Raw genomic sequence first — 18,910 nt, forward strand, 5'->3', positions numbered from 1 at the left:
CCTATTCATTAATGAGGTAGAAACTGCCATCTGTAACTTTGACTGTCAAAGCTGTCTCTTGATTTCCCGTCTGATAAGGAAACTCTTTTTTGACATGATTTACATAAAGTTCTTCTGCCTCTGCATCTATCCCTGGCAATTGACTGTTTATCATTTTCAATTGACCGTCTTTTTTAATAATCTTGCTGTGTTCTTTCAGGCGAAGATTTTCAAAAACTGTCGCACCATCATTTGAAGCAAAATCCATACTTTCTGCTGTCACACGCTCTAAAACAGATGCACCATCATTAGAAGTTACTTTCAAATGTCCCAACAAAGTCAAATCACGCAATTGCCATGCAGCATCACTAATATTCATCGTGAGTTGGTTTCCTTTAACTCTTTCTAAGGAAAGGCCACCGTCTCGAAGATTAATTTTGAGACTCTCTGCTTTCAAATCTCGCAAAGTTTTTTGTCCGGATGTACCATCAATAATGATTTTCTCAAAATTCATATTTTCTGGTACTGTTACAATTATTTTTTCCTGACCCATTTTACCAAAATTAAGACCTAAATTGAAGTCAAAGGCGCTTTTTCTTGCCTCAACATTCAAAGTTTGACCTTGAAGGCTAATTTCAGGCTTCTGATCAAGCAAGTGGCTCTCCACTTTAAGTGTTGACCCAGTGATAATTTCTAAGTCTGCATCTTTACTGTTGATAATCATATTCTTTACATCATCAGAAGCAAAACTCTGTTGCGTAGAAATAGGCTGAGAGATTTGAGGACGTCCTTCTCTCCAGACGAGACTCGTTTTACCCCCTGAGGCTAATCCGATACCCAAAAGTACGGCGCCAGAGACAATCATAATCAGTGCGGCAATTATCGTTTTTTTATTTTTCACAATACTTCCCCCTTTTGATCGCGTCTAGTTCTTTGAGTTAACTTGCGCCCTAACCATTTAATCATTCCAAGAAAACGGAGGCACAGCCATTTCGTGAGAAAAAGAATAAAAGGACTGATAAGGATTCCCAATCCAAAAAGTAAAAGACCAAGTCCGCTAAAGACAAGCGTTGTCATTGGACTGCTGAAAATTACACCAAGTCCAGAAATGAAGGAGAATAATCCACCAAACACAAGTGAAACATCAAGCATGTACAGGCTAAAGAGGAGAGCCAATAGCACCATTAATAATGCTAGAATAAGCAAAAGAACGGCAAGTGCCAAGGGTACCAAAAGCGGAGAGGCAAAAAGGCCAAGTATAATAAGCCAGACCAGCTGAAAGCGTGATTTAGCGGATATACTTTCTTCTTCTTCTTGCGCGTGATCATCTTGGTCTAAGAAATAACTGAGTTTGAGTTTAGTCGCAAATTGTTTCGGGGTTCCATACTGTGCGGTTATATCCTCAAGTGTCAAACCTGACTCAATAAAGTATTCTTGATAATAAGCGATTAAGTCACTACTCTCTTCTTGAGGTAGGTCGGTCAGATGGGCCTGCACAGCCTCTAAATAACTATTCATCGTTTTCGAGTTCTCCTTCTCCTAAAAGTTTATCCATGGCATTACGGAATTGCTGCCAGTCGGCAGTTATTTTTTGAAGCTCCAAGCGTCCATTCTCCGTTATCCGATAATAACGTCTCATACGTCCTTCATAAGGCTCATCATAATTTTCTAAAAGCTCATGCTTTTTTAAACGTCGTAAGACAGGATACATGGTTGACTCACTAATCGGAAGTTGGGCCTGTACTGTTTTTGTCAAGGCATAACCATACATATCTTTCTTATTTAACAAAGAAAGTACTGTACCATCTAGAAGTAAGGTTGGGATTTGGATATCCATAAACGTCCTTTCTTTTTCTTTCATAGTATATTATATGTTGTATAGCATGATACTATATGACATATAATAACATATAAAATATTTATTCACAAGCATAAGGCAATAATTTAAAAAGATATGCTAAAATAAGTTAAAATTAAACTGAAGGGTAAAGAACTGCATGCAAATCATAAAACTCCGGGAACATAAGGCAAAACTTGAACAAGCTGCAAACTGGTTTCACCAGAAATGGGAAATTCCACTTTCTGCCTATCAAGAAAGCATGGAGGCTTGCCTCCAAGGTTCAGAAACCATTCCGCAATGGTATATGATGATCCATGAATCAGAAATTATTGGTGGCCTTGGAATTATTGAAAATGATTTTCATAATCGTAAAGATTTATCGCCTAATATTTGTGCTTTGTATGTGGAAAAAGAATTCCGTAGTCAAGGAATTGCGGAAAAGTTACTCCAAGAAGCTTGCGATGATATGAAGATGCAAGGGATTCATAGGGTCTATCTTGTCACTGACCATACTCATCTTTATGAACGCTACGGTTGGGAATTTATTGGCTTTGTTCAAGCGGAAGATGAAGACGAGATGTTACGGATGTATTCTTACCAAATCTAAAAAAACTCCTAAATAGGAGTTTTTTTATTTTTCTTGTGGTCTTTCATATTTTAGTCCCATCGCATTGATTGAGACAATTACTGTTGAGATACTCATCAATACTGCAGCAGCTAATGGATCAATAGAGATACCAAAGGTTGGGTAAAGAATGCCGGCAGCAACAGGAATAGCAATGATATTATAACCCGCTCCAAACCAAAGGTTTTGTTTCATCTTACGATTAGAGCGTTTAGCTATCTCAATCAGTGCTAAAACATCACTCGGATGTGAGTTGACCAAGACAACATCTGCTGTATTGATAGCGACAGATGTTCCGCCTCCAATCGCAATGCCGAGATCACTTGTAGCAAGCGCAGGTGAGTCATTGACACCGTCACCAATAAAGAGAACACCACCTTTTTCTTGGTAATCTTGGACAATATTGGCTTTATCTTCTGGTTTTAATTCAGCACGGTATTCCGCAATGCCAAGATTTTTTGCAATTTTTTCTGCGGTAGCTTCATTATCTCCAGTCAACATTACTGGTATGATATCACGTTTTTTCAATTCTTCGATAAAGAATTTCGCATCTTCTTTTGGTGAATCACCTAAAGCGACAAAACCGTAAAGTGTTTTATCAGAAATGAGGAAGGAAACAGTCAGACCTTGGTCAAAGACCTTTTGAACTTCTGCCTCATCAACCGTAATTCCATTTTCTTTGAGGTATGCGTAAGAGACAATACTGTAATTTTTTCCTTGGACAGTACCTTTTAAGCCTACACCAGGAATATTTTCCAGATTTTCTGCTTCTAACTTCAAATCGTCAACAGCATTGACAATAGAGAGCGCAATAGGATGTGTTGAGCCACTTTCTAATGCGGCCATAACTTGTAGAATATCTACCTTATCATCCTTAGCCAAATCGACTACTTGACGTACACTAAATTTTCCGTCTGTTAGTGTTCCGGTTTTATCCATAAGGGCATATTTTATTTTACTAATAGATTCAAGAGATGTACGGTTTTGAATCAGCAAACCATTTTTAGCCGAAAGATTAGTTAGGCGTGCCACAACTAAAGGTACAGCCAATCCTAAGGCGTGAGGACATGCGATGACAAAGACAGAAACAGCAGTCATAAGTGCAAAGCTCAATGAGGAAGTCATCATCCAAATAATAAAGGAACCAATCCCCACGATCAATGCCGCCCAGAAAAGCCAACCTGCTACACGATCTGCTAAGTTTTCACTGGCAGACTTTTGCTTTTGCGCCTTCTCTACCAATTGCGCAATTTGCGCCAGAAGAGAATCTTTTCCTAGAGAAGTTACTTTCATTTCAAAGGGGAGGTTCTGGTTTAGAGAACCACCGTAAACTGTATTTCCTGCTTCTTTCGTGACCAAACGGGATTCACCAGTAATCATCGATTCATCAATAGACAAGTGAGTTGTTTCCGATGTCACAATACCATCAGCTGGAATACGTTCGTTTTCTTTTACGAGAAGAATATCGTCCACTTGGAGCTCAGAAATGGCCACATCTTTTCCGTCTTTCAGATGAGCTTTTTTAGGAATGAGGGATGCGAGGTCTTTTAGAGCATCACCTGCACGACTAACTGCGCGCATCTCGATAATGTGACCTGCCAGCATGATAACAATCAAGGTCGAGAGCTCAAACCAAAAGTCCATTGCCTCCCCGCCAGTCCATAATAAGACAGTAGCATAAACAGAATAAACATATGCGACGACAATCCCCATCGTAATGAGCATCATCATCGCCGGTTTCCGGGATTGAAATTCTCCACGCGCGCCACTAAAGAAAGGTGTGCCACCATAGAAGAAAATAATGGACCCTAAAATAAGTCTGACAATCGAATCGCCTTGAAAGCTTATCAACTGAAAGCCAGCAATACTTGAAATAGCGAGCAAAGGAACCATGAGCGTAATACTAACCTTCAGCTTCTTACCCATATTACCCATGTGCATCATATGCCCTCCATGGTTCATCATATCATGTCCGCCATGATGGTCCATTTCTGCCATATCGTTCATCTCGTGATGCATGTGCTCTTTATGTTCTTCTTCCATCTCAACCTCCTTAAATTTTCTATTCTTTTAATAACTCTACATCTATAGTTTACATTTGTAAACTTATAAAGTCAAGTAAAAACTTAAAAAATAAGAAAGAGAAAACTCCCTTATGCTGTTTTGCGCCAAATAAAAAGTGGAGTTAACTCCACTTCTATCTTTATTTACTTGTAACTTGACCAATCACGAGGTTGGCAATGACATTACCCGTTTTTGTAAGATTGATACTTTCTACACGCTCCGTATTTGTAAAAGCCACAATAATTTCTGTTCCTTTTCCTGCAGCTTTAATTTTTTGCAGATCCATATCAGCAATCTTATCGCCTTTTTTAAGAACTTGGCCTTCAGAAACAGTTAACTTAAATGGCTCACCTTTAAGCTCAACCGTATCTAAGCCCATATGTAAAAGAACTTCTAAGCCTGATTCTGTTTGGATGCCCATTGCATGTTTGGTTGGGAAGATATTTGTTATTTTACCTGAAATTGGTGCAAATACTTCTTCTTTTGTCGGTAATATCGCAAAGCCATCTCCCATCATTTGAGCTGAGAAAACTTGATCCGGAACTTCCGTGATTGGCATAACTTTACCTGTAGCCACCGCAAATATTTCTTGAGTGAATGCTTTAGTATCTGCCAGAACAACCTCTTTTGTTGTTACTACAATATGGTCCGGAACTTCTCCAGTTTGTTGAATTTTTTTCAATTCATCCGCTACAAATTGCACTTCTGTACCTACGATGACTTGGACATTCTTTTTATCCAAAACACGCACTCCAGGTACACCAGTTGCTTTGATTGCAGCTTGATCCACTAAGTCAGAATTTTCGACAGTCAAACGTAATCGTGTCGTACAATTATCAACCGTTTTAAGATTATCATTGCCAAGACCTTGATAAATACGGCCAGCAAGATAAGCAAATTTTTCATCTGCAGAAGATAAATCCGGATCTTCCTCACCTTCGCCACCTTCTTCACGGCCAGGAGTCATCATGTTAAATTTTCTAATGACAAAGTCAAAAGTAAAGTAATAAACGACCGCCATAACCAAACCAAGCACAAGAAGCATATAAGGTTGGTTCGCAATAGGTACGCGTAAGCTCAACATAAAGTCGATGAGACCTGCAGAGAAATTAAAACCTGCGGTCCAATGGAATAGCGCAGCAATAAACATCGAAATTCCTGTTAATGCCGCATGCACCACATAAAGTGGCCAAGCAACAAACATGAATGAGAATTCCAAAGGTTCGGTTACACCAGTGAAAAATGAAGCAAAACCAGCAGCAAGCATGAGTGAAGCTGTTGCTTTTTTCTTTTCGGGACGTGCATTGCGATAAATAGCATATGCACCTGCAGGCAAGCCAAACATCATGATAGGGAAGAAGCCTGCTTGATAACGGCCCGTAATCCCTTGAGTTCCGATGTTTTTCCAGAAATTCCCGATATCATTAATACCCGCAGCATCAAACCAGAAAACGTTATTGAGTGCGTGATGCATTCCTGTTGGGATTAACAAGCGGTTCGAGAATCCATAAATTCCAGCACCTAAAGGACCAAGGTTAACGATAGCTTTACCAAAAGTTGTTAGACCTCCGAAAACGGCTGGCCAAAGGAAAAGTAAAACAGCTGAAATCGCAGCCATAATAACTGCAGTAAGTATTGGCACTAAACGCCGGCCACTAAAGAAAGACAAGGCCATTGGCAGTTTGGTGTTGCTGAACTTATTATAGACTGCTGCTGCGATTAGACCAGCTAAAATCCCTATAAAAACGTTCCCGTTGTTAATCTTAGTGAATGCAGTATTTACTCTTTCAACATCAATTCTTTGCAAGAGTGCCACAGAATCAGGATTGAGTAAAGTCATAGGCACAAGGAAAGATACTACGCCAGCCAGTGCTGCGGAGCCATCTTTGTCCTTGGACATTCCAAAGGCCAGTCCAACAGCAAAGAGTAATCCTAAGTTATTCAGAATTGTTTGCCCAGCTTGAATCATAAAGGCTGCCAATACATTATTGGCGCCCCAGCCTGTAGGATCAATCCAATATCCAATCCCCGTAAATAAAGCTGCAACAGGCAAAGTCGCAACCGGAAGCATGAGCGATCGGCCCATCTTCTGCATGTATTCTTTCATAAATCCTCCAAGAATAGAAAAATTAAATAATTTACCAAAAAAGGCATGTACACAAACCTCTACTTTTAAGCACCAATATCAATACTTCTTATTTCACAAAAAAATAAGATTTAACTTTGGCTGACATATAAAAAGGCCATTGCCAATGCTTACACAATTGCCTTGTTTCGTTAAATCTTTTACTAGTTAAAATTTATGATATTTTTCACTTAATATGATTAAATTTATTTGTACAATATTATTTTAACATCTTCTTGGTGATTTTTGGGAGTATAAGTGTAGAGTTTTATATGTGTTATTTTTCTTTATCTTAAAAAGTTTACAAACATAATTCCTAACACAATTACCCATTAATTCAAAATAGCAACAGCCAAACTCAAGTATGTTGCAAACAGTATCCAAACAAAGTATGGTATGAACAGAATTCCTGACCATAGATTGATTTTGAAAAATTTCTTAATACAAAGATAGACCACAATATCAAGAACAAGGATAACGAGTACTCCAAACCAGAAATAGCCCTTGAAAAAGATAATGCTCCAGATAAAGTTGAGGAATAACTGGATGACATAAAGCAAGAGAGCGGGCTGGGCTTCACTCTTTCTTAATTTTAAATTTTGAAAAACTATAAAACCTGCTACAGCAATCAAGGCATAGAGAATTGGCCAAACAATACCAAACAGATAATCTGGTGGCGCCAATGGCGGAAGTTGTAAGTTGTTATAAATCGATTTGATATCACCAGCTAATATTCCTGATAAACTCCCAATTGCTTCTACCACAATGATAAACAACCCAACAAGTAATATCGGTTTTAGTTTACTAGAATGTTTCATAGTGCTCCTCCTCTTTTTCTAAGTTATCCGTTTTCTTTAGTATTTTCTTAATTTTAACATATCCCCTATTTTAAAGGCAGTTATTCGATTGTAAATTTTGCCCATGTTGGGTTGCCTAGAAAGCTTTGTCTATACTCTTTGATAAAGATTTTACTTTGGCTTTACCCTATTTTATTTTTTAAATTTCCCTTTTTAATTGAATCGAAAATTAAAAATTGCTATAATAATTATAGCGCTTACATGATTATTCCGGACATAGTCTTACCACCAACAGGAGGAACTATGATCAAAAATGGAAATACACGTCACTTAAAAATAGCTATAGCGACATTAGCCTTGGCTACACTTGGTTTTGCAGGCGCGCATGCTCAAGCAGATGTTGCCGATGAAATGGTCAATCCCACCGATAAGGTTTTAGTCGGTTATTGGCACAATTGGGAATCAACAGGTAAAGATGGTTATAAATACGGAACCTTTGCTGATTTTGACCTTTCACAGACACAAGACGGATACAATATTATTAACGTATCTTTCATGAAAACACCTCAAGGAAGTACTCTTCCCACATTTAAACCTTATAATAAGACCGATGCTGAATTCAGAGCTGAGGTTGCAAAACTCAACGCAGAAGGCAAATCTGTATTAATTGCATTAGGAGGTGCAGACGCTAATATCGCACTTACTAAAGCGCAAGAGGATGACTTTGTGAATGAGGTTATCCGTCTTGTTGATACTTATGGCTTTGACGGCTTGGATATTGATTTAGAGCAATCTGCCATTGATGCAGCTGACAATAATACTGTCATCCCATCAGCTTTACGGAAAGTCAAAGCTCATTATCGTCAACAAGGTAAGAATTTTATGATTACGATGGCCCCAGAATTTCCTTATCTTACAACTACAGGGAAGTATGCGCCTTATATCAATGGCTTAGAAGGTGATTACGATTATATTAATCCTCAGTATTACAATCAAGGAGGCGATGGTTTTTGGGATTCTGACTTAAACATGTGGGTTTCCCAATCTAACGACGAGCAAAAAGAAGCTTTCCTCTATGGTTTGACACATCGCCTTGTCACAGGAACCGATAATTTCATCAAAATTCCAGCAGACAAGTTTGTGATTGGTTTGCCTGCAAATGAGGATGCGGCAGCAACAGGTTACGTTAAAAATCCTAAAGATGTCGAAAATGCCTTAAAACGTCTAAAAGCTTCTGGAAATGAAATCAAGGGCTTAATGACCTGGTCCGTCAATTGGGATGCAGGTAAGAGCGCGACAGGCTTAAATTACAACAATTCCTTCGTCAACACCTATGCACCAATGCTTTTTGGAGACACTGGGGGCGGAAATGAAACAAAACCAACACTTCCAATAATCACCGTTTCTGATCTTACAGAAACCAGTGCTACAATTCAAGCAAAATCAACAGATGCATCTGGGATAGCCAACTACGAGATTAAAGTTGGGGGAAAAACTTATACAAGTAAAGATGGATTACAAGCTATCTCCGGTCTTAAAGCCGCAACAACCTATACCGTTGAAGTCGTCGCAATCAATAATGCTGGTATTCGTTCTGATAGTGCAAGCACGACTTTTAGCACTGCAGGTGACACAGTAACTCCTGAAAATACATGGAGCAAGGATAAAGAGTATTGGACGGGGGACCGCGTCTACTACAATGGAAAAGAATATGAAGTAAAATGGTGGACCAAGGGTGACCAACCTGACTTGTCAGGCCCTTACGGACCTTGGAAAGAAATATGATATGCTTTAACAAGCAGAAAGGAGCAAAGTTATGAAAAAAATGTTTATTGGGTTTTTAATCACTTTAGGAGTATTGGGTGCTTCATTGGCTTTCAATACTAAAACGGTCTTAGCTCACGGTTACGTTGAGAATCCTCCGGCACGTGGTTATCAAGGAAAGCTTGATTATGAAAAATATGGCTGGACAACAGCTTATAATCTCTATGGAAATGTCATCACAAATCCTCAATCACTTGAAGCTCCCAAAGGTTTCCCTGAAAGCGGACCTGTAGATGGGCGCATCGCTTCAGCTAATGGTGGTCTAGGACAAATCGCTGACTTTGTCCTTGATAATCAAACAAGCGACCGTTGGAAAAAAACAACAATAAACACTGGTGTAAATCAGTTCACGTGGAAATATACAGCACCACATAAAACAACCAAATGGCACTATTACATGACCAAAACAGGTTGGGATCAAAATGCGCCACTCAAACGTTCAGAGTTAGAGCTCATTGGTACTGTCAGTCATGATGGTTCTACTGCTTCTAACAACTTGACACACTCTATCACTGTCCCAAGTAATCGCTCAGGTTACCATATTATCCTCGCTGTTTGGGATGTTGCTGATACACCAAATGCTTTCTACAATGTTATCGATGTCAATGTCCAAAATAATAATATGCTCTTCGGACCATTTGCTGCGGTTGAGTAAACAGAAAGAAAAAGAACCCTTATCAAAGAGTTCTTTTTTACTTTTCGGAAGTTTTGAGCCACTTGATGAGTTCTGTGGCGATTTCTTCTTGTTGTTTTTCATTTGAGATGTCGGCTTGGTTGTCGCCTTTTTGGGCACCATAACTGCCAAATCCGGCATGATTACCGCCCTCCAATGCTACATTTATCGTTTGTTGTGGCAGATAGGTTTTGGCCTTATCATATGAAGACTGGTTAAGCACACCATCTTTCGTGCCTACGATAGATAAAACTTTACCCTTGAAATCTTTCAAGCTCCCTTTTTGATCAGGATAACTTGCAAGGAAAAAGACACCTTCTAAGGCTGAATTATCTTGATGAACTGCTGCAAAGCGACTTGCCATAACTCCGCCTAAAGAATGACCCCCAACGATATATTGTGAGAGATGTTCAGAATTGATCACTTTCTCAGCCAGATTGGGATTAAAAATAGCAAGATTCAGAGGTTCTTTGAGAAGATAAACAGAATACCCAGCTTCTGCTACTTTACTGGCCCAAATACTATAGCTTGCATTGTCCACCAAAGCGCCTTGATAAAAGATAATACTGGGTTTATCTGGATTGCCTTTAAAGACCAAAGCATTATCTGCATTATCTGCCTTTTCGGCTTGGCTTGCAATGTTTGATGCTTGAGGAGTTGGATGATAAGTGCTGGACTTTATGTAAACAAATCCTGCGGCCAGAAGGACGAGTAAAATACTTACAACCCACAGGACTATTTTTTTGAGTTTTTTCATTGAGTTTTTCCTTTTTAATTATTCTTCTTTTTATTTTAGTGAATTATTGTGCTTTGTTCAAATAATTTCTATTTGTTTTTTATGATTGGGAACAGCGTAAGTTGGGTGAGCTATCAGATAATATTTTTGGAGGAGGTACTCCAAAAACCTCTATTCCTGAGTATTGGGAAGGAACAATCCCTTGGATACAAAGTAGTGACTTAAATACTGATGAATTATTTAATATAGCGCCCAATAAATATATTACAGATATTGCTGTTAAAGATTCAGCTACAAAATTAGTTCCAGCTAATTCTATAGCTATTGTTACACGAGTTGGTGTTGGTAAACTAGCTTTCATGCCTTTTCAATACGCTACAAGTCAAGATTTCCTATCCTTATCAAATTTAAACATAGATAATATTTTTTCTATATTTTCTATCTATAGAATATTGCAAAAAGAACTAAAAAACATTCAAGGGACCTCAATAAAGGGAATTACGAAACCCGATTTGTTAGCTAAAACTATTTCTGTACCTATTAAAATGGAAGAGCAAAAAAAAATAGGCACATTCTTTAAACAATTAGACAACACTATTACTCTTCATCAGCGTAAGTTAGATAAGCTTAAACAATTGAAACAAGGGTATTTGCAGAAGCTGTTTCCTAAACCAGGAGAGACGGTGCCAAAAATTCGTTTTGCGAACTTTGAGGGTGAATGGGAAGAAAATAAGTTAGCAATACTCTTTAAAAAAGGGGGCTCAGGTGGGACTCCAAAGTCAACAAATCCAGATTACTATGGAGGAAATATTCCATTCTTAGGTATTTCAGATATTTCAAATTCAAATGGATATATTTATTCAACTGAAAAAACTATTACTTCAAAAGGTTTAGAGAATTCCTCTGCGTGGGTTGTACCCAAAGGAGCTATTTCTCTTGCAATGTATGCTTCTGTAGGGAAGTTGGCAATTCTAAATATTGATGCAGCGACTTCTCAAGCATTTTATAATATGGTTTTTCATGATAATAAACTCAGAGATTTTATTTATCAAAGATTATTGATGGCCAATGAGATAGGAGAATGGAGTAAGCTGATTTCTACTGGAACACAATCTAATTTAAACGCTGATAAAGTGAAAAATTTTAATATTAAGTTACCAATTGATATTAAAGAAATAGGAAAAATTGGCTCAATTTTTAAACAACTCGACAATAGTATTACCATCCATCAAAACAAATTAAATCAACTAAAAACCTGTAAAAAAGCTCTACTTCAAAAAATGTTTATCTAAAAACTTTATTTACCATATACCTCCTTGATAAAATAAATACAGAAATTTTAATTTCGAAACTATATTAATCAGGGAGGTTTTTATTTTGTCAAAAAATAAAAGAACAAAACAATTGTTTTCTGAGTACTTTGAAGAATGGGTTGAGCTATATAAGGTTGGAGCAGTGCGTCCAATAACATTGAAAAAATACTATATTAGCCAACAACATATTGAAAAGCTCGTTCCAGATTTGAAAGTATGCGATATCACACGTCGAACTTATCAAAAATTACTGAACGATTATGCAATATCTCATGAAAAACAGACGACGATGGACTTTCACCATCATTTAAAAGGGGCAATTTTAGATGCAGTTGATGACGGACTAATTGCTCAAAATCCAACACGAAAAATAATAATAAAGGGAAAAAGTCCCTGCAAAAAAAGACCTAAATTTTTAAATCAACATGAAGTACAAGCACTAATTAAGCAGATGAATTTGACAAATGAGATTAATTGGGATTGGTTTATTCTCTTAATATTAAAAACAGGGCTTCGTTTTTCTGAAGCGCTAGCTGTCACTCCAAATGATTTTGATTTTTCTTCGCAAAAATTAACGATTGATAAAACCTGGGACTATAAATCTTCAAAGGGCACGTTTCAGCCGACAAAAAATAAATCTTCTAAAAGAAAGGTACAGCTCGACTGGCAGACAGCTATGCAATTCTCACAATTAACAAAAGTTTATTCTGAGAACCAACCTATTTTTGTTAAAGGTCGTATCTTTAATTCAACAGTAAATAACAGACTTCAAGTTTTATGTAAGAAAGCAGAAATACCGAATATTTCTATCCACGGTCTAAGGCATACACATGCATCTCTCTTACTTTTTGCTGATGTATCGATTGCTACTGTAGCAAGGAGATTAGGACACTCAAGCATGTCAACAACACAAGAAACGTATCTTCATATTATCCAAGAACTTGAAAATCAAGATAATGATAAGATTATGCGGCATTTGTCAACTATAGGTTAATATAAAAAGGCGATATAATACGCCTTTTTATATTAAATAAACATTTTTTGTAAAAGAGATTTTTTTATTGTTTTCAACTTATCAAGTTTAGACTGATGAAGAAAAATAGTATTATCTAGTAATTGGAAAAAATAACCAATTTGAATTTGTTCCTTACCACTAGGTAATAATATTTGTGCATTTTTTATATCAACTGAGTTAATACTTTCAAAAGTTGAGCCTGTACTCAACTTTGTCCAATACCCATTTTGTTTCATCTTACCAAGCAGTTGAAATATAAATTCATTCCCTTTTATCGCTGCGACTCCACGTCCTAAAACCACGTTGTAATCAGTTTTCCCGATATCACCAACAGGTGCACGAACGCTTAAAATTAAATCATTCTTTTCTGCTATTTTAGTTATTTGGGTAGTCCATACTCTTGGAAAAACTCGTCCGTTTTTCATATCTGCATTCCCTTGAACAAGAATATAATCATCAGGATTAGTAGTATAATTTTCAGAGTTTGGGGACTGTCCCATTGTAATTTTAACTATTTCACTTAGCTTACGCTGTTCCCATACATCCTCGAAATAAGCAAACCTAAATTTTGGAATATTCTCCCCCAAATTAGGAAACAGCTTCTGCAAATACCCTTGTTTCAACTGTTTAAGCTTATCTAACTTACGCTGATGAAGAGCGATAGTGTCGTCGAGTTGTTTGAAGAATGAACCGATTTTTTGTTGCTCTTTTAATTTTGGTACATTTAAACTCATTTCTTTTAATTTTGCTAAATTCAAATTTGCTTGAGAACTTGTTTCAGCTTTTCTTTTTAATAGATCACTTTGAATATCAATATAATTTTTAATGAAAACGACATCACAAGAAGTTGATTCAAAGCCAATAACACTATCTGGAAAAGCTGCTTTAATCCCTAGAATAGTAGTATCAGCTACATTAGCTGCTATAGTAATTAATAATGTTCCAATATCCCATAATTTACTCTGTTGAATTCCAAACTCACTATATGTTTGACTGTATTCTGTCAAAAAAAGAGGTGCTTTGGCTACATCTCCAGTTTGAATAAAAGGATATTCGCCACCAAATAACCTAGAATCATTTCTAGGTCTATGTTTGGATTTACCTCTATTGAGATTACCTAACTCTCCCAGCTTACGCTGTTCCCAATCGTCAGAAAAACCTTTAAACCGAAGTTCTGGAGACTTTTTTATTTTTTTCAACTTGTTTTTTTGTGAGCCTAAATTTTTATCGTTCATTATATCACTCTCCAAAAATCCGTTTTGTAGCTTCAATAATATCACGGCTATCATCTGTCACTGCGAGTTGATCCAGCATAGCAAGAAATTCTTGTTCGGTTTTACTAATTTCTTGGTTGATCTCTACGATTTCTCTACTTAGCTCAACAATGTCGATAGGCTCTTCTTCTTCAAAAGTATCAACATAGCGTGGAATATTAAGATTAAAATCATTTGTTTCAATTTCTTCAAAACTTGCTAAATGAGCATATTTTTCAACATCTTCACGCGCTTTGTATGTTTCAATAATTTTTTCAATGTCACTTTCACGAAGCATGTTTTGATTCTTCTGCTTTTCAAAATCATTGGAAGCATCAATGAAAAGTACATCTCGATTTTGACGGTTTTTCTTGAGGATAATCACCGTGGTTGGAATACTTGTACCATAAAAAATATTAGCTGGTAAGCCAATAACAGCATCAATTGCCCCCATCTCAAGAAGAGCTTTACGAATGACTCCCTCCGCTGCTCCTCGGAACAATACACCATGTGGTAGAACAATTCCCATTGTGCCGGTATCTTTCAAATGATAAAATCCATGGAGAAGGAAAGCAAAGTCTGCTTTTGATTTTGGAGCTAACTTTCCGTAGCGCTCGAAACGTGCATCAGATAAAAATTTTTCAGCAGCTGACCATTTTGCAGAATATGGCGGGTTCATGACAACTGCATCGAACTGATGTGGCTCTTCTGTTGGCCAGTCACTATCTAGAGTATCTCCATTTTTAAGGCGCATTCTTCCTTTATCGACACCATGCAAAATAAGATTCATTCGTGCTAAGTTGAAGGTTGTTGTATTCAACTCTTGACCGTGATAATGTATCTTTTCTTTATCGTGTACAAAGTTACGTATGTTGAGCATCAATGATCCTGATCCCATAGTCGGGTCATAGATATGAAATGGTGCTCGACTTTCTTGACCAATAGAAGTAATTTCTGAAATAATACGTGATACAGACTGAGGGGTGTAAAATTCTCCGGCCTTTTTTCCTGCTCCAGCAGCAAATTGCCCAATCAAATATTCATAGGCGTCTCCAATCACATCGCCATTGTGTTCAAAAAGATCAATTTCGTCGAGTGCACGAATCACTTCTGTTATTGTCACATTACGTTGCTGATCATTAGAACCTAGCTTAGTAGAACCTAAATCAATATCTGCAAAAAGTCCACTAAATTGCTCTCCTTGACGTTCTAAGTCATTAAACCCGGCTTGCAAATCTGTTAAGCGAAAATCATAGGCATCTGCTTTTTGACGAAAATGATAAAACAGTTGATCTGGTGCGATGAAATAGCCACGTTGTAGACGCATAATTTCTTCAAGATCTTCTTTATCTTCCTTATACCATTCTTCTAAAATTTTATATTGTTCACTACGTGGTGGAAAGTTAGTTGTTTGACCATTTTCCTGCTCATAAACTTCACGTAATTCTACATCTGATAGGTATTTATAAAAAATTAATCCTAAGAGATAGTTTTTGTATTCGCTGGCATCCATTTTTCCTCGAAGGATATCCGCTGATGCCCAAAGTTGGTTATTTAGTGTTGTTGACATTAAATTTCTTCTTTCAATTTTTGTAAACGTGTAAATACGTCTTTAAGAACGTTCTCCATAACTTTTGTCCGACTACGGTATTTTTTTCCTGTTTTTTCTTCAAATATACCTTTTGATAGTGCCATATTATCAACAATACTTGCAAGATATGGAATTTCTGTTTTTTCAGGTTGAAATTCATTAAAAGCTGATTTCACCGATTCTTCCGGAAGAGCATAGTTAATTGATTCCTCCTGAAGCTGATTGTTTATTTCTTCATTAAACATCTTATACTTAATTTCTTTAATATCTACTTCTTCAGGAGAGCTTTTTATCTGATGTTTGATTTTATGGTAGATAGGCTGTACCATAGGATCTTTTAATTTAATTTCTTCATCAAATTTTTCCTCGGCACCTTCCATATCTTCTTGAAGGTTTTTTAACAATTGGTTGATATAGAAGCTGTCAACTTTGTCTTCGTGTGTAGCATTTAATTGTGAAGAAAATTCGATATCTTGTAGTAATTCATCAATATCTGGTTTATCTCCATCCGAATCTTCTAATTCATGCTTGATCTCTCCACGTAAATTTTCTGCATTACCACGATAATCGTCCATTTTTTTATCAAAACTTGTAAATTGCTCTATTTCATCTTCATATTCGTCATAACTCTTTAATGCCTTATAAACTTTTTCCATTTTTTGAAAAGCTTTAAGTTTAGCGATTTTCCTCTTCAAATCATTTGGATTTTCTTCCAATTGATTTTTTGTAGTTTGATATGCTTTACGTACTTCTTCAAAATTACTTTTTACTGTTTGATATTCTGGTGGAATGAGTTCTTGCCAATTTTGTTTTTCATTTGAAAAGAGTCTAAATGTTTCTTCTACATTTTTTTTCATGGTAGCAGGTTTTCTAAAAGTAACAATCATCCCATTATCTTTACCCGGATAAAGTCTATTTGTTCGAGAAAAGGCCTGTAGCAGCTTTTGATAGTTCATTTCCCTATCAACGTAAAGTGTTTGGATAGTTGGCGCATCAAAACCGGTTAATAGACGGTCTACCACAATAACTAAGTCAAGCCATTGCCCATCTTTTTGATATTGTGCTTCTTTTCTGGCTAAACGTTTATTAATATTTTGGTTGTAAAGCTTTTCATCTGTATAAGCTGCTTGATCATACATTTCACTGTACTCTTTCATGATTTCAAGCAACTCATCGTCCTGTTGATTTTTCTCAAGTTGATCAGGGTTTGTAGAGAAGGTAATAGCTACACGTGGAAAATCCTGATCGATAAGTCTTCGCTTATCATCAAAATCTTTACCATAAAATAATGTCCCTTCTCGTTTCATCTCCTGCAATTTATGATATATTCTCTTAGCTTGCGCTATTGAGTGAGTTGTTAGAATTGCGGACATTGTAGGATAGCCATTTTGAACGTTAAACTTTTTTACCAAGCTGCGGCGAGTGAAAATCTTATGAAGCATGGCTTCTATGTGTTTTGGGCCTTCATAGATATCGCTTTTAATAAGTTTTTCTTGATCAATACGCTCGCAAGGGACTTCCTCTGTCATTTTTGCGAGAAGAGCTTCTTGTTCATCCTGGTTTAACAAGGAATGATATTCAACTTGAAAATTCAGTACAGCCCGATCGTCCATTGCATTTTTTGTTGTATAAGCATGCAATAGATCACCATATTGCTGTGTTGTGGTTCGAGCAAAGGTCCCATTTTCCTGTTTCTTGTTGTCTTCAAAAATTGGCGTACCTGTAAGCCCAAACCAAGTAGAATTTGGAAAAAGTTTTTTTATCTTTTTCATTTCTTCATCACTGACTGCTCGATGTGCTTCGTCAACAATGAAGACTATGTGTTCACTTCTTAATTTAGCAAAACGCTCTGTACCTTTCTTTTCTGTTTCATATTTTGCTGCACGCATAGCTGCAGAGAGTTTTTGTATGGTCGTAACAAGAATGGTATTGTTATTTTTCTTCGATAACAGACTTCTGGTAAGCTGATGCTGATTTTTAATCCCGACAATTAAAGTATTAGACTTTGCTGTTCCACTTGTCTGCCCTGTATGGAATTCCGAAGCAAATTTTGTGAATTCATCTTGTGTCTGTGCATCCAGATCTGTCCGGTCAACGACCATAATCGTACGATCTACACCTGTTGCATTCTGTGCCAATAGTTTAGTTGCTACAAAGCTTGTTATGGTTTTCCCCGAACCAGTCGCATGCCAAATAAAGCCTCCTTTATGTTCAGCTGCTTTTTTTCGGATTTCTTTTATCGCATGAATTTGGTAAGGTCGTAAAACCATCAAAAATTTCTGACTCTTTTGGTCATCAACCAAAACAGTATACTGGCTAATAAGTTCATGGGCAGCAGGTATTCTTAGTACCTGACGCGTAAAATCAAAAAGATTATCTACTGCCACATTCTCTGCCGTCCTCCAGTTAAACAGAAATTTTTCCATACGTCTGTATGCTTGGACTGTATTTTCACTTGGTCGAGCAAAATACTTTGTTTGTACCTTATTTGAAACAATAAAAATCTGTGTTGTCGCATAGATACCATCAAAAAAGCCATCTAAGGCATAGCGTTCTATTTGACGATAAGCTTGCATATAGCCATCTTTTGCAGACTCATTTTTTAGCTCAACATGAATAATTGGCAAGCCATTGATTAACAAAGTAACATCTCCTCGAGTTACTTTATCTGTCGCTGGGACAATTTGATTTACAACCTCGTAAGAAGAAATACCTCCAGCTACATCTTTATTTCTAAAAAATTCTATAACAATTTTAGAGGTATCTTCACGCTCTAAAGAAATTTGAGCAACACCATTTTCTCCTCGTAACCATTGTGAAGCTTGAAAAGGTGTTGCAGTTAAACGGCCAAATTCTACTTTTATCCGTTCAAACTCCACATCCGTTAATGGAGTACCAGCAAGTTGTGCCTGATTTATACGATTGAGATGCTTTCTAAGATTTTGCCATAATGCAGATTCTGTACGAATATCTTCACGATATCGCCACTGATTTTCTGCCTCACTCAAAATATGTATAAACTGATTTTCAATTTCTTTTTCTGCAGTCATAAGTTACTCCTACTTGTTTATCACT

At 36.9% G+C, this 18,910-nt stretch carries 14 protein-coding genes and 1 pseudogene; 5 read left to right on the forward strand and 10 right to left on the reverse strand.

Annotation, left to right across the window (positions count from 1 at the left end):
• Nucleotide 1: 1 nt before the first annotated feature.
• From KJS37_RS06085 to KJS37_RS06095, 3 genes are read right to left on the reverse strand one after another with little or no spacing between them, the layout of a single operon-like run.
• Nucleotides 2-880: a DUF4097 family beta strand repeat-containing protein gene (locus tag KJS37_RS06085; RefSeq protein ID WP_213496376.1), complete on the reverse strand. Its 879-nt coding sequence runs from the start codon at nucleotides 878-880 to the stop codon at nucleotides 2-4.
• The gene (locus tag KJS37_RS06090) at nucleotides 877-1,497 is read right to left on the reverse strand and encodes a DUF1700 domain-containing protein (RefSeq protein ID WP_213496378.1); all 621 of its coding nucleotides are present in this window, start codon (nucleotides 1,495-1,497) and stop codon (nucleotides 877-879) included. The genes KJS37_RS06085 and KJS37_RS06090 overlap by 4 nt, the downstream gene beginning before the upstream one ends.
• Entirely contained in the window at nucleotides 1,490-1,816 is a 327-nt protein-coding gene (locus tag KJS37_RS06095) for a PadR family transcriptional regulator (protein ID WP_017369832.1), read from the reverse strand. The genes KJS37_RS06090 and KJS37_RS06095 overlap by 8 nt, the downstream gene beginning before the upstream one ends.
• Before the next feature lie 160 nt (nucleotides 1,817-1,976).
• Between KJS37_RS06095 and KJS37_RS06100 the strand changes: the two genes are divergently transcribed.
• Nucleotides 1,977-2,426: a GNAT family N-acetyltransferase gene (locus KJS37_RS06100; protein ID WP_017369833.1), complete on the forward strand. Its 450-nt coding sequence runs from the start codon at nucleotides 1,977-1,979 to the stop codon at nucleotides 2,424-2,426.
• Between the two features lie 24 nt (nucleotides 2,427-2,450).
• On the opposite strand, the gene KJS37_RS06105 is transcribed toward KJS37_RS06100, so the two are convergent.
• From KJS37_RS06105 to KJS37_RS06115, 3 genes are all read right to left on the reverse strand, one after another.
• Nucleotides 2,451-4,487: a copper-translocating P-type ATPase gene (locus KJS37_RS06105; RefSeq protein WP_213496380.1), complete on the reverse strand. Its 2,037-nt coding sequence runs from the start codon at nucleotides 4,485-4,487 to the stop codon at nucleotides 2,451-2,453.
• A gap of 160 nt (nucleotides 4,488-4,647) precedes the next feature.
• Nucleotides 4,648-6,615 (reverse strand): N-acetylglucosamine-specific PTS transporter subunit IIBC, encoded by a 1,968-nt coding sequence (gene nagE / locus KJS37_RS06110; RefSeq protein WP_213496382.1) that lies wholly within the window; start codon nucleotides 6,613-6,615, stop codon nucleotides 4,648-4,650.
• Between the two features lie 350 nt (nucleotides 6,616-6,965).
• Nucleotides 6,966-7,451 carry a TspO/MBR family protein gene (locus tag KJS37_RS06115; protein ID WP_213496384.1) on the reverse strand — a complete coding sequence of 162 codons (486 nt, stop codon included), beginning with the start codon at nucleotides 7,449-7,451 and terminating at the stop codon, nucleotides 6,966-6,968.
• A 282-nt stretch (nucleotides 7,452-7,733) separates the two neighbouring features.
• On the opposite strand from KJS37_RS06115, the gene KJS37_RS06120 reads away from it, so the two are divergent.
• Nucleotides 7,734-9,215, forward strand: a complete 1,482-nt coding sequence (locus KJS37_RS06120) for a glycosyl hydrolase family 18 protein (protein ID WP_213496386.1) — start codon at nucleotides 7,734-7,736, stop codon at nucleotides 9,213-9,215.
• A gap of 31 nt (nucleotides 9,216-9,246) precedes the next feature.
• Nucleotides 9,247-9,909 (forward strand): lytic polysaccharide monooxygenase auxiliary activity family 9 protein, encoded by a 663-nt coding sequence (locus KJS37_RS06125; protein ID WP_213496388.1) that lies wholly within the window; start codon nucleotides 9,247-9,249, stop codon nucleotides 9,907-9,909.
• 37 nt (nucleotides 9,910-9,946) lie between these two features.
• On the opposite strand, the gene KJS37_RS06130 is transcribed toward KJS37_RS06125, so the two are convergent.
• Nucleotides 9,947-10,684: an alpha/beta hydrolase gene (locus KJS37_RS06130; RefSeq protein WP_213496390.1), complete on the reverse strand. Its 738-nt coding sequence runs from the start codon at nucleotides 10,682-10,684 to the stop codon at nucleotides 9,947-9,949.
• Between the two features lie 95 nt (nucleotides 10,685-10,779).
• Here KJS37_RS06130 and KJS37_RS10490 point away from each other — a divergent pair.
• Together KJS37_RS10490 and KJS37_RS06140 are read left to right on the forward strand one after the other, a co-directional pair.
• Nucleotides 10,780-11,955 (forward strand): annotated as a pseudogene (locus tag KJS37_RS10490) (restriction endonuclease subunit S); the annotation flags it as partial.
• 85 nt (nucleotides 11,956-12,040) lie between these two features.
• Nucleotides 12,041-12,970: a site-specific integrase gene (locus KJS37_RS06140; protein ID WP_213496394.1), complete on the forward strand. Its 930-nt coding sequence runs from the start codon at nucleotides 12,041-12,043 to the stop codon at nucleotides 12,968-12,970.
• A gap of 32 nt (nucleotides 12,971-13,002) precedes the next feature.
• Here the strand turns inward: KJS37_RS06140 and KJS37_RS06145 are convergent, their stop codons facing one another.
• From KJS37_RS06145 to KJS37_RS06155, 3 genes are read right to left on the reverse strand one after another with little or no spacing between them, the layout of a single operon-like run.
• Nucleotides 13,003-14,226: a restriction endonuclease subunit S gene (locus tag KJS37_RS06145; protein ID WP_213496396.1), complete on the reverse strand. Its 1,224-nt coding sequence runs from the start codon at nucleotides 14,224-14,226 to the stop codon at nucleotides 13,003-13,005.
• 4 nt (nucleotides 14,227-14,230) lie between these two features.
• On the reverse strand, nucleotides 14,231-15,814 hold the full coding sequence (locus tag KJS37_RS06150) for a type I restriction-modification system subunit M (protein ID WP_213496398.1): 1,584 nt from the start codon (nucleotides 15,812-15,814) through the stop codon (nucleotides 14,231-14,233).
• Nucleotides 15,814-18,885: a type I restriction endonuclease subunit R gene (locus KJS37_RS06155; protein WP_213496401.1), complete on the reverse strand. Its 3,072-nt coding sequence runs from the start codon at nucleotides 18,883-18,885 to the stop codon at nucleotides 15,814-15,816. The genes KJS37_RS06150 and KJS37_RS06155 overlap by 1 nt, the downstream gene beginning before the upstream one ends.
• Nucleotides 18,886-18,910: the final 25 nt, after the last annotated feature.

Source organism: Lactococcus formosensis (assembly GCF_018403745.1).
Classification (GTDB): Bacteria; Bacillota; Bacilli; order Lactobacillales; family Streptococcaceae; genus Lactococcus; species Lactococcus formosensis.

Excerpts from the sequence above, each read along its gene's own strand:
- KJS37_RS06125 (WP_213496388.1), top strand. The coding sequence starts at position 9,247 with ATGAAAAAAATGTTTATTGGGTTTTTAATCACTTTAGGAGTATTGGGT.
- KJS37_RS06115 (WP_213496384.1), bottom strand. The coding sequence starts at position 7,451 with ATGAAACATTCTAGTAAACTAAAACCGATATTACTTGTTGGGTTGTTT.
- KJS37_RS06130 (WP_213496390.1), bottom strand. The coding sequence starts at position 10,684 with ATGAAAAAACTCAAAAAAATAGTCCTGTGGGTTGTAAGTATTTTACTC.
- KJS37_RS06090 (WP_213496378.1), bottom strand. The coding sequence starts at position 1,497 with ATGAATAGTTATTTAGAGGCTGTGCAGGCCCATCTGACCGACCTACCT.
- KJS37_RS06145 (WP_213496396.1), bottom strand. The coding sequence starts at position 14,226 with ATGAACGATAAAAATTTAGGCTCACAAAAAAACAAGTTGAAAAAAATA.
- nagE (WP_213496382.1), bottom strand. The coding sequence starts at position 6,615 with ATGAAAGAATACATGCAGAAGATGGGCCGATCGCTCATGCTTCCGGTT.
- KJS37_RS06095 (WP_017369832.1), bottom strand. The coding sequence starts at position 1,816 with ATGGATATCCAAATCCCAACCTTACTTCTAGATGGTACAGTACTTTCT.
- KJS37_RS06100 (WP_017369833.1), top strand. The coding sequence starts at position 1,977 with ATGCAAATCATAAAACTCCGGGAACATAAGGCAAAACTTGAACAAGCT.
- KJS37_RS06105 (WP_213496380.1), bottom strand. The coding sequence starts at position 4,487 with ATGGAAGAAGAACATAAAGAGCACATGCATCACGAGATGAACGATATG.
- KJS37_RS06120 (WP_213496386.1), top strand. The coding sequence starts at position 7,734 with ATGATCAAAAATGGAAATACACGTCACTTAAAAATAGCTATAGCGACA.
- KJS37_RS06155 (WP_213496401.1), bottom strand. The coding sequence starts at position 18,885 with ATGACTGCAGAAAAAGAAATTGAAAATCAGTTTATACATATTTTGAGT.
- KJS37_RS06150 (WP_213496398.1), bottom strand. The coding sequence starts at position 15,814 with ATGTCAACAACACTAAATAACCAACTTTGGGCATCAGCGGATATCCTT.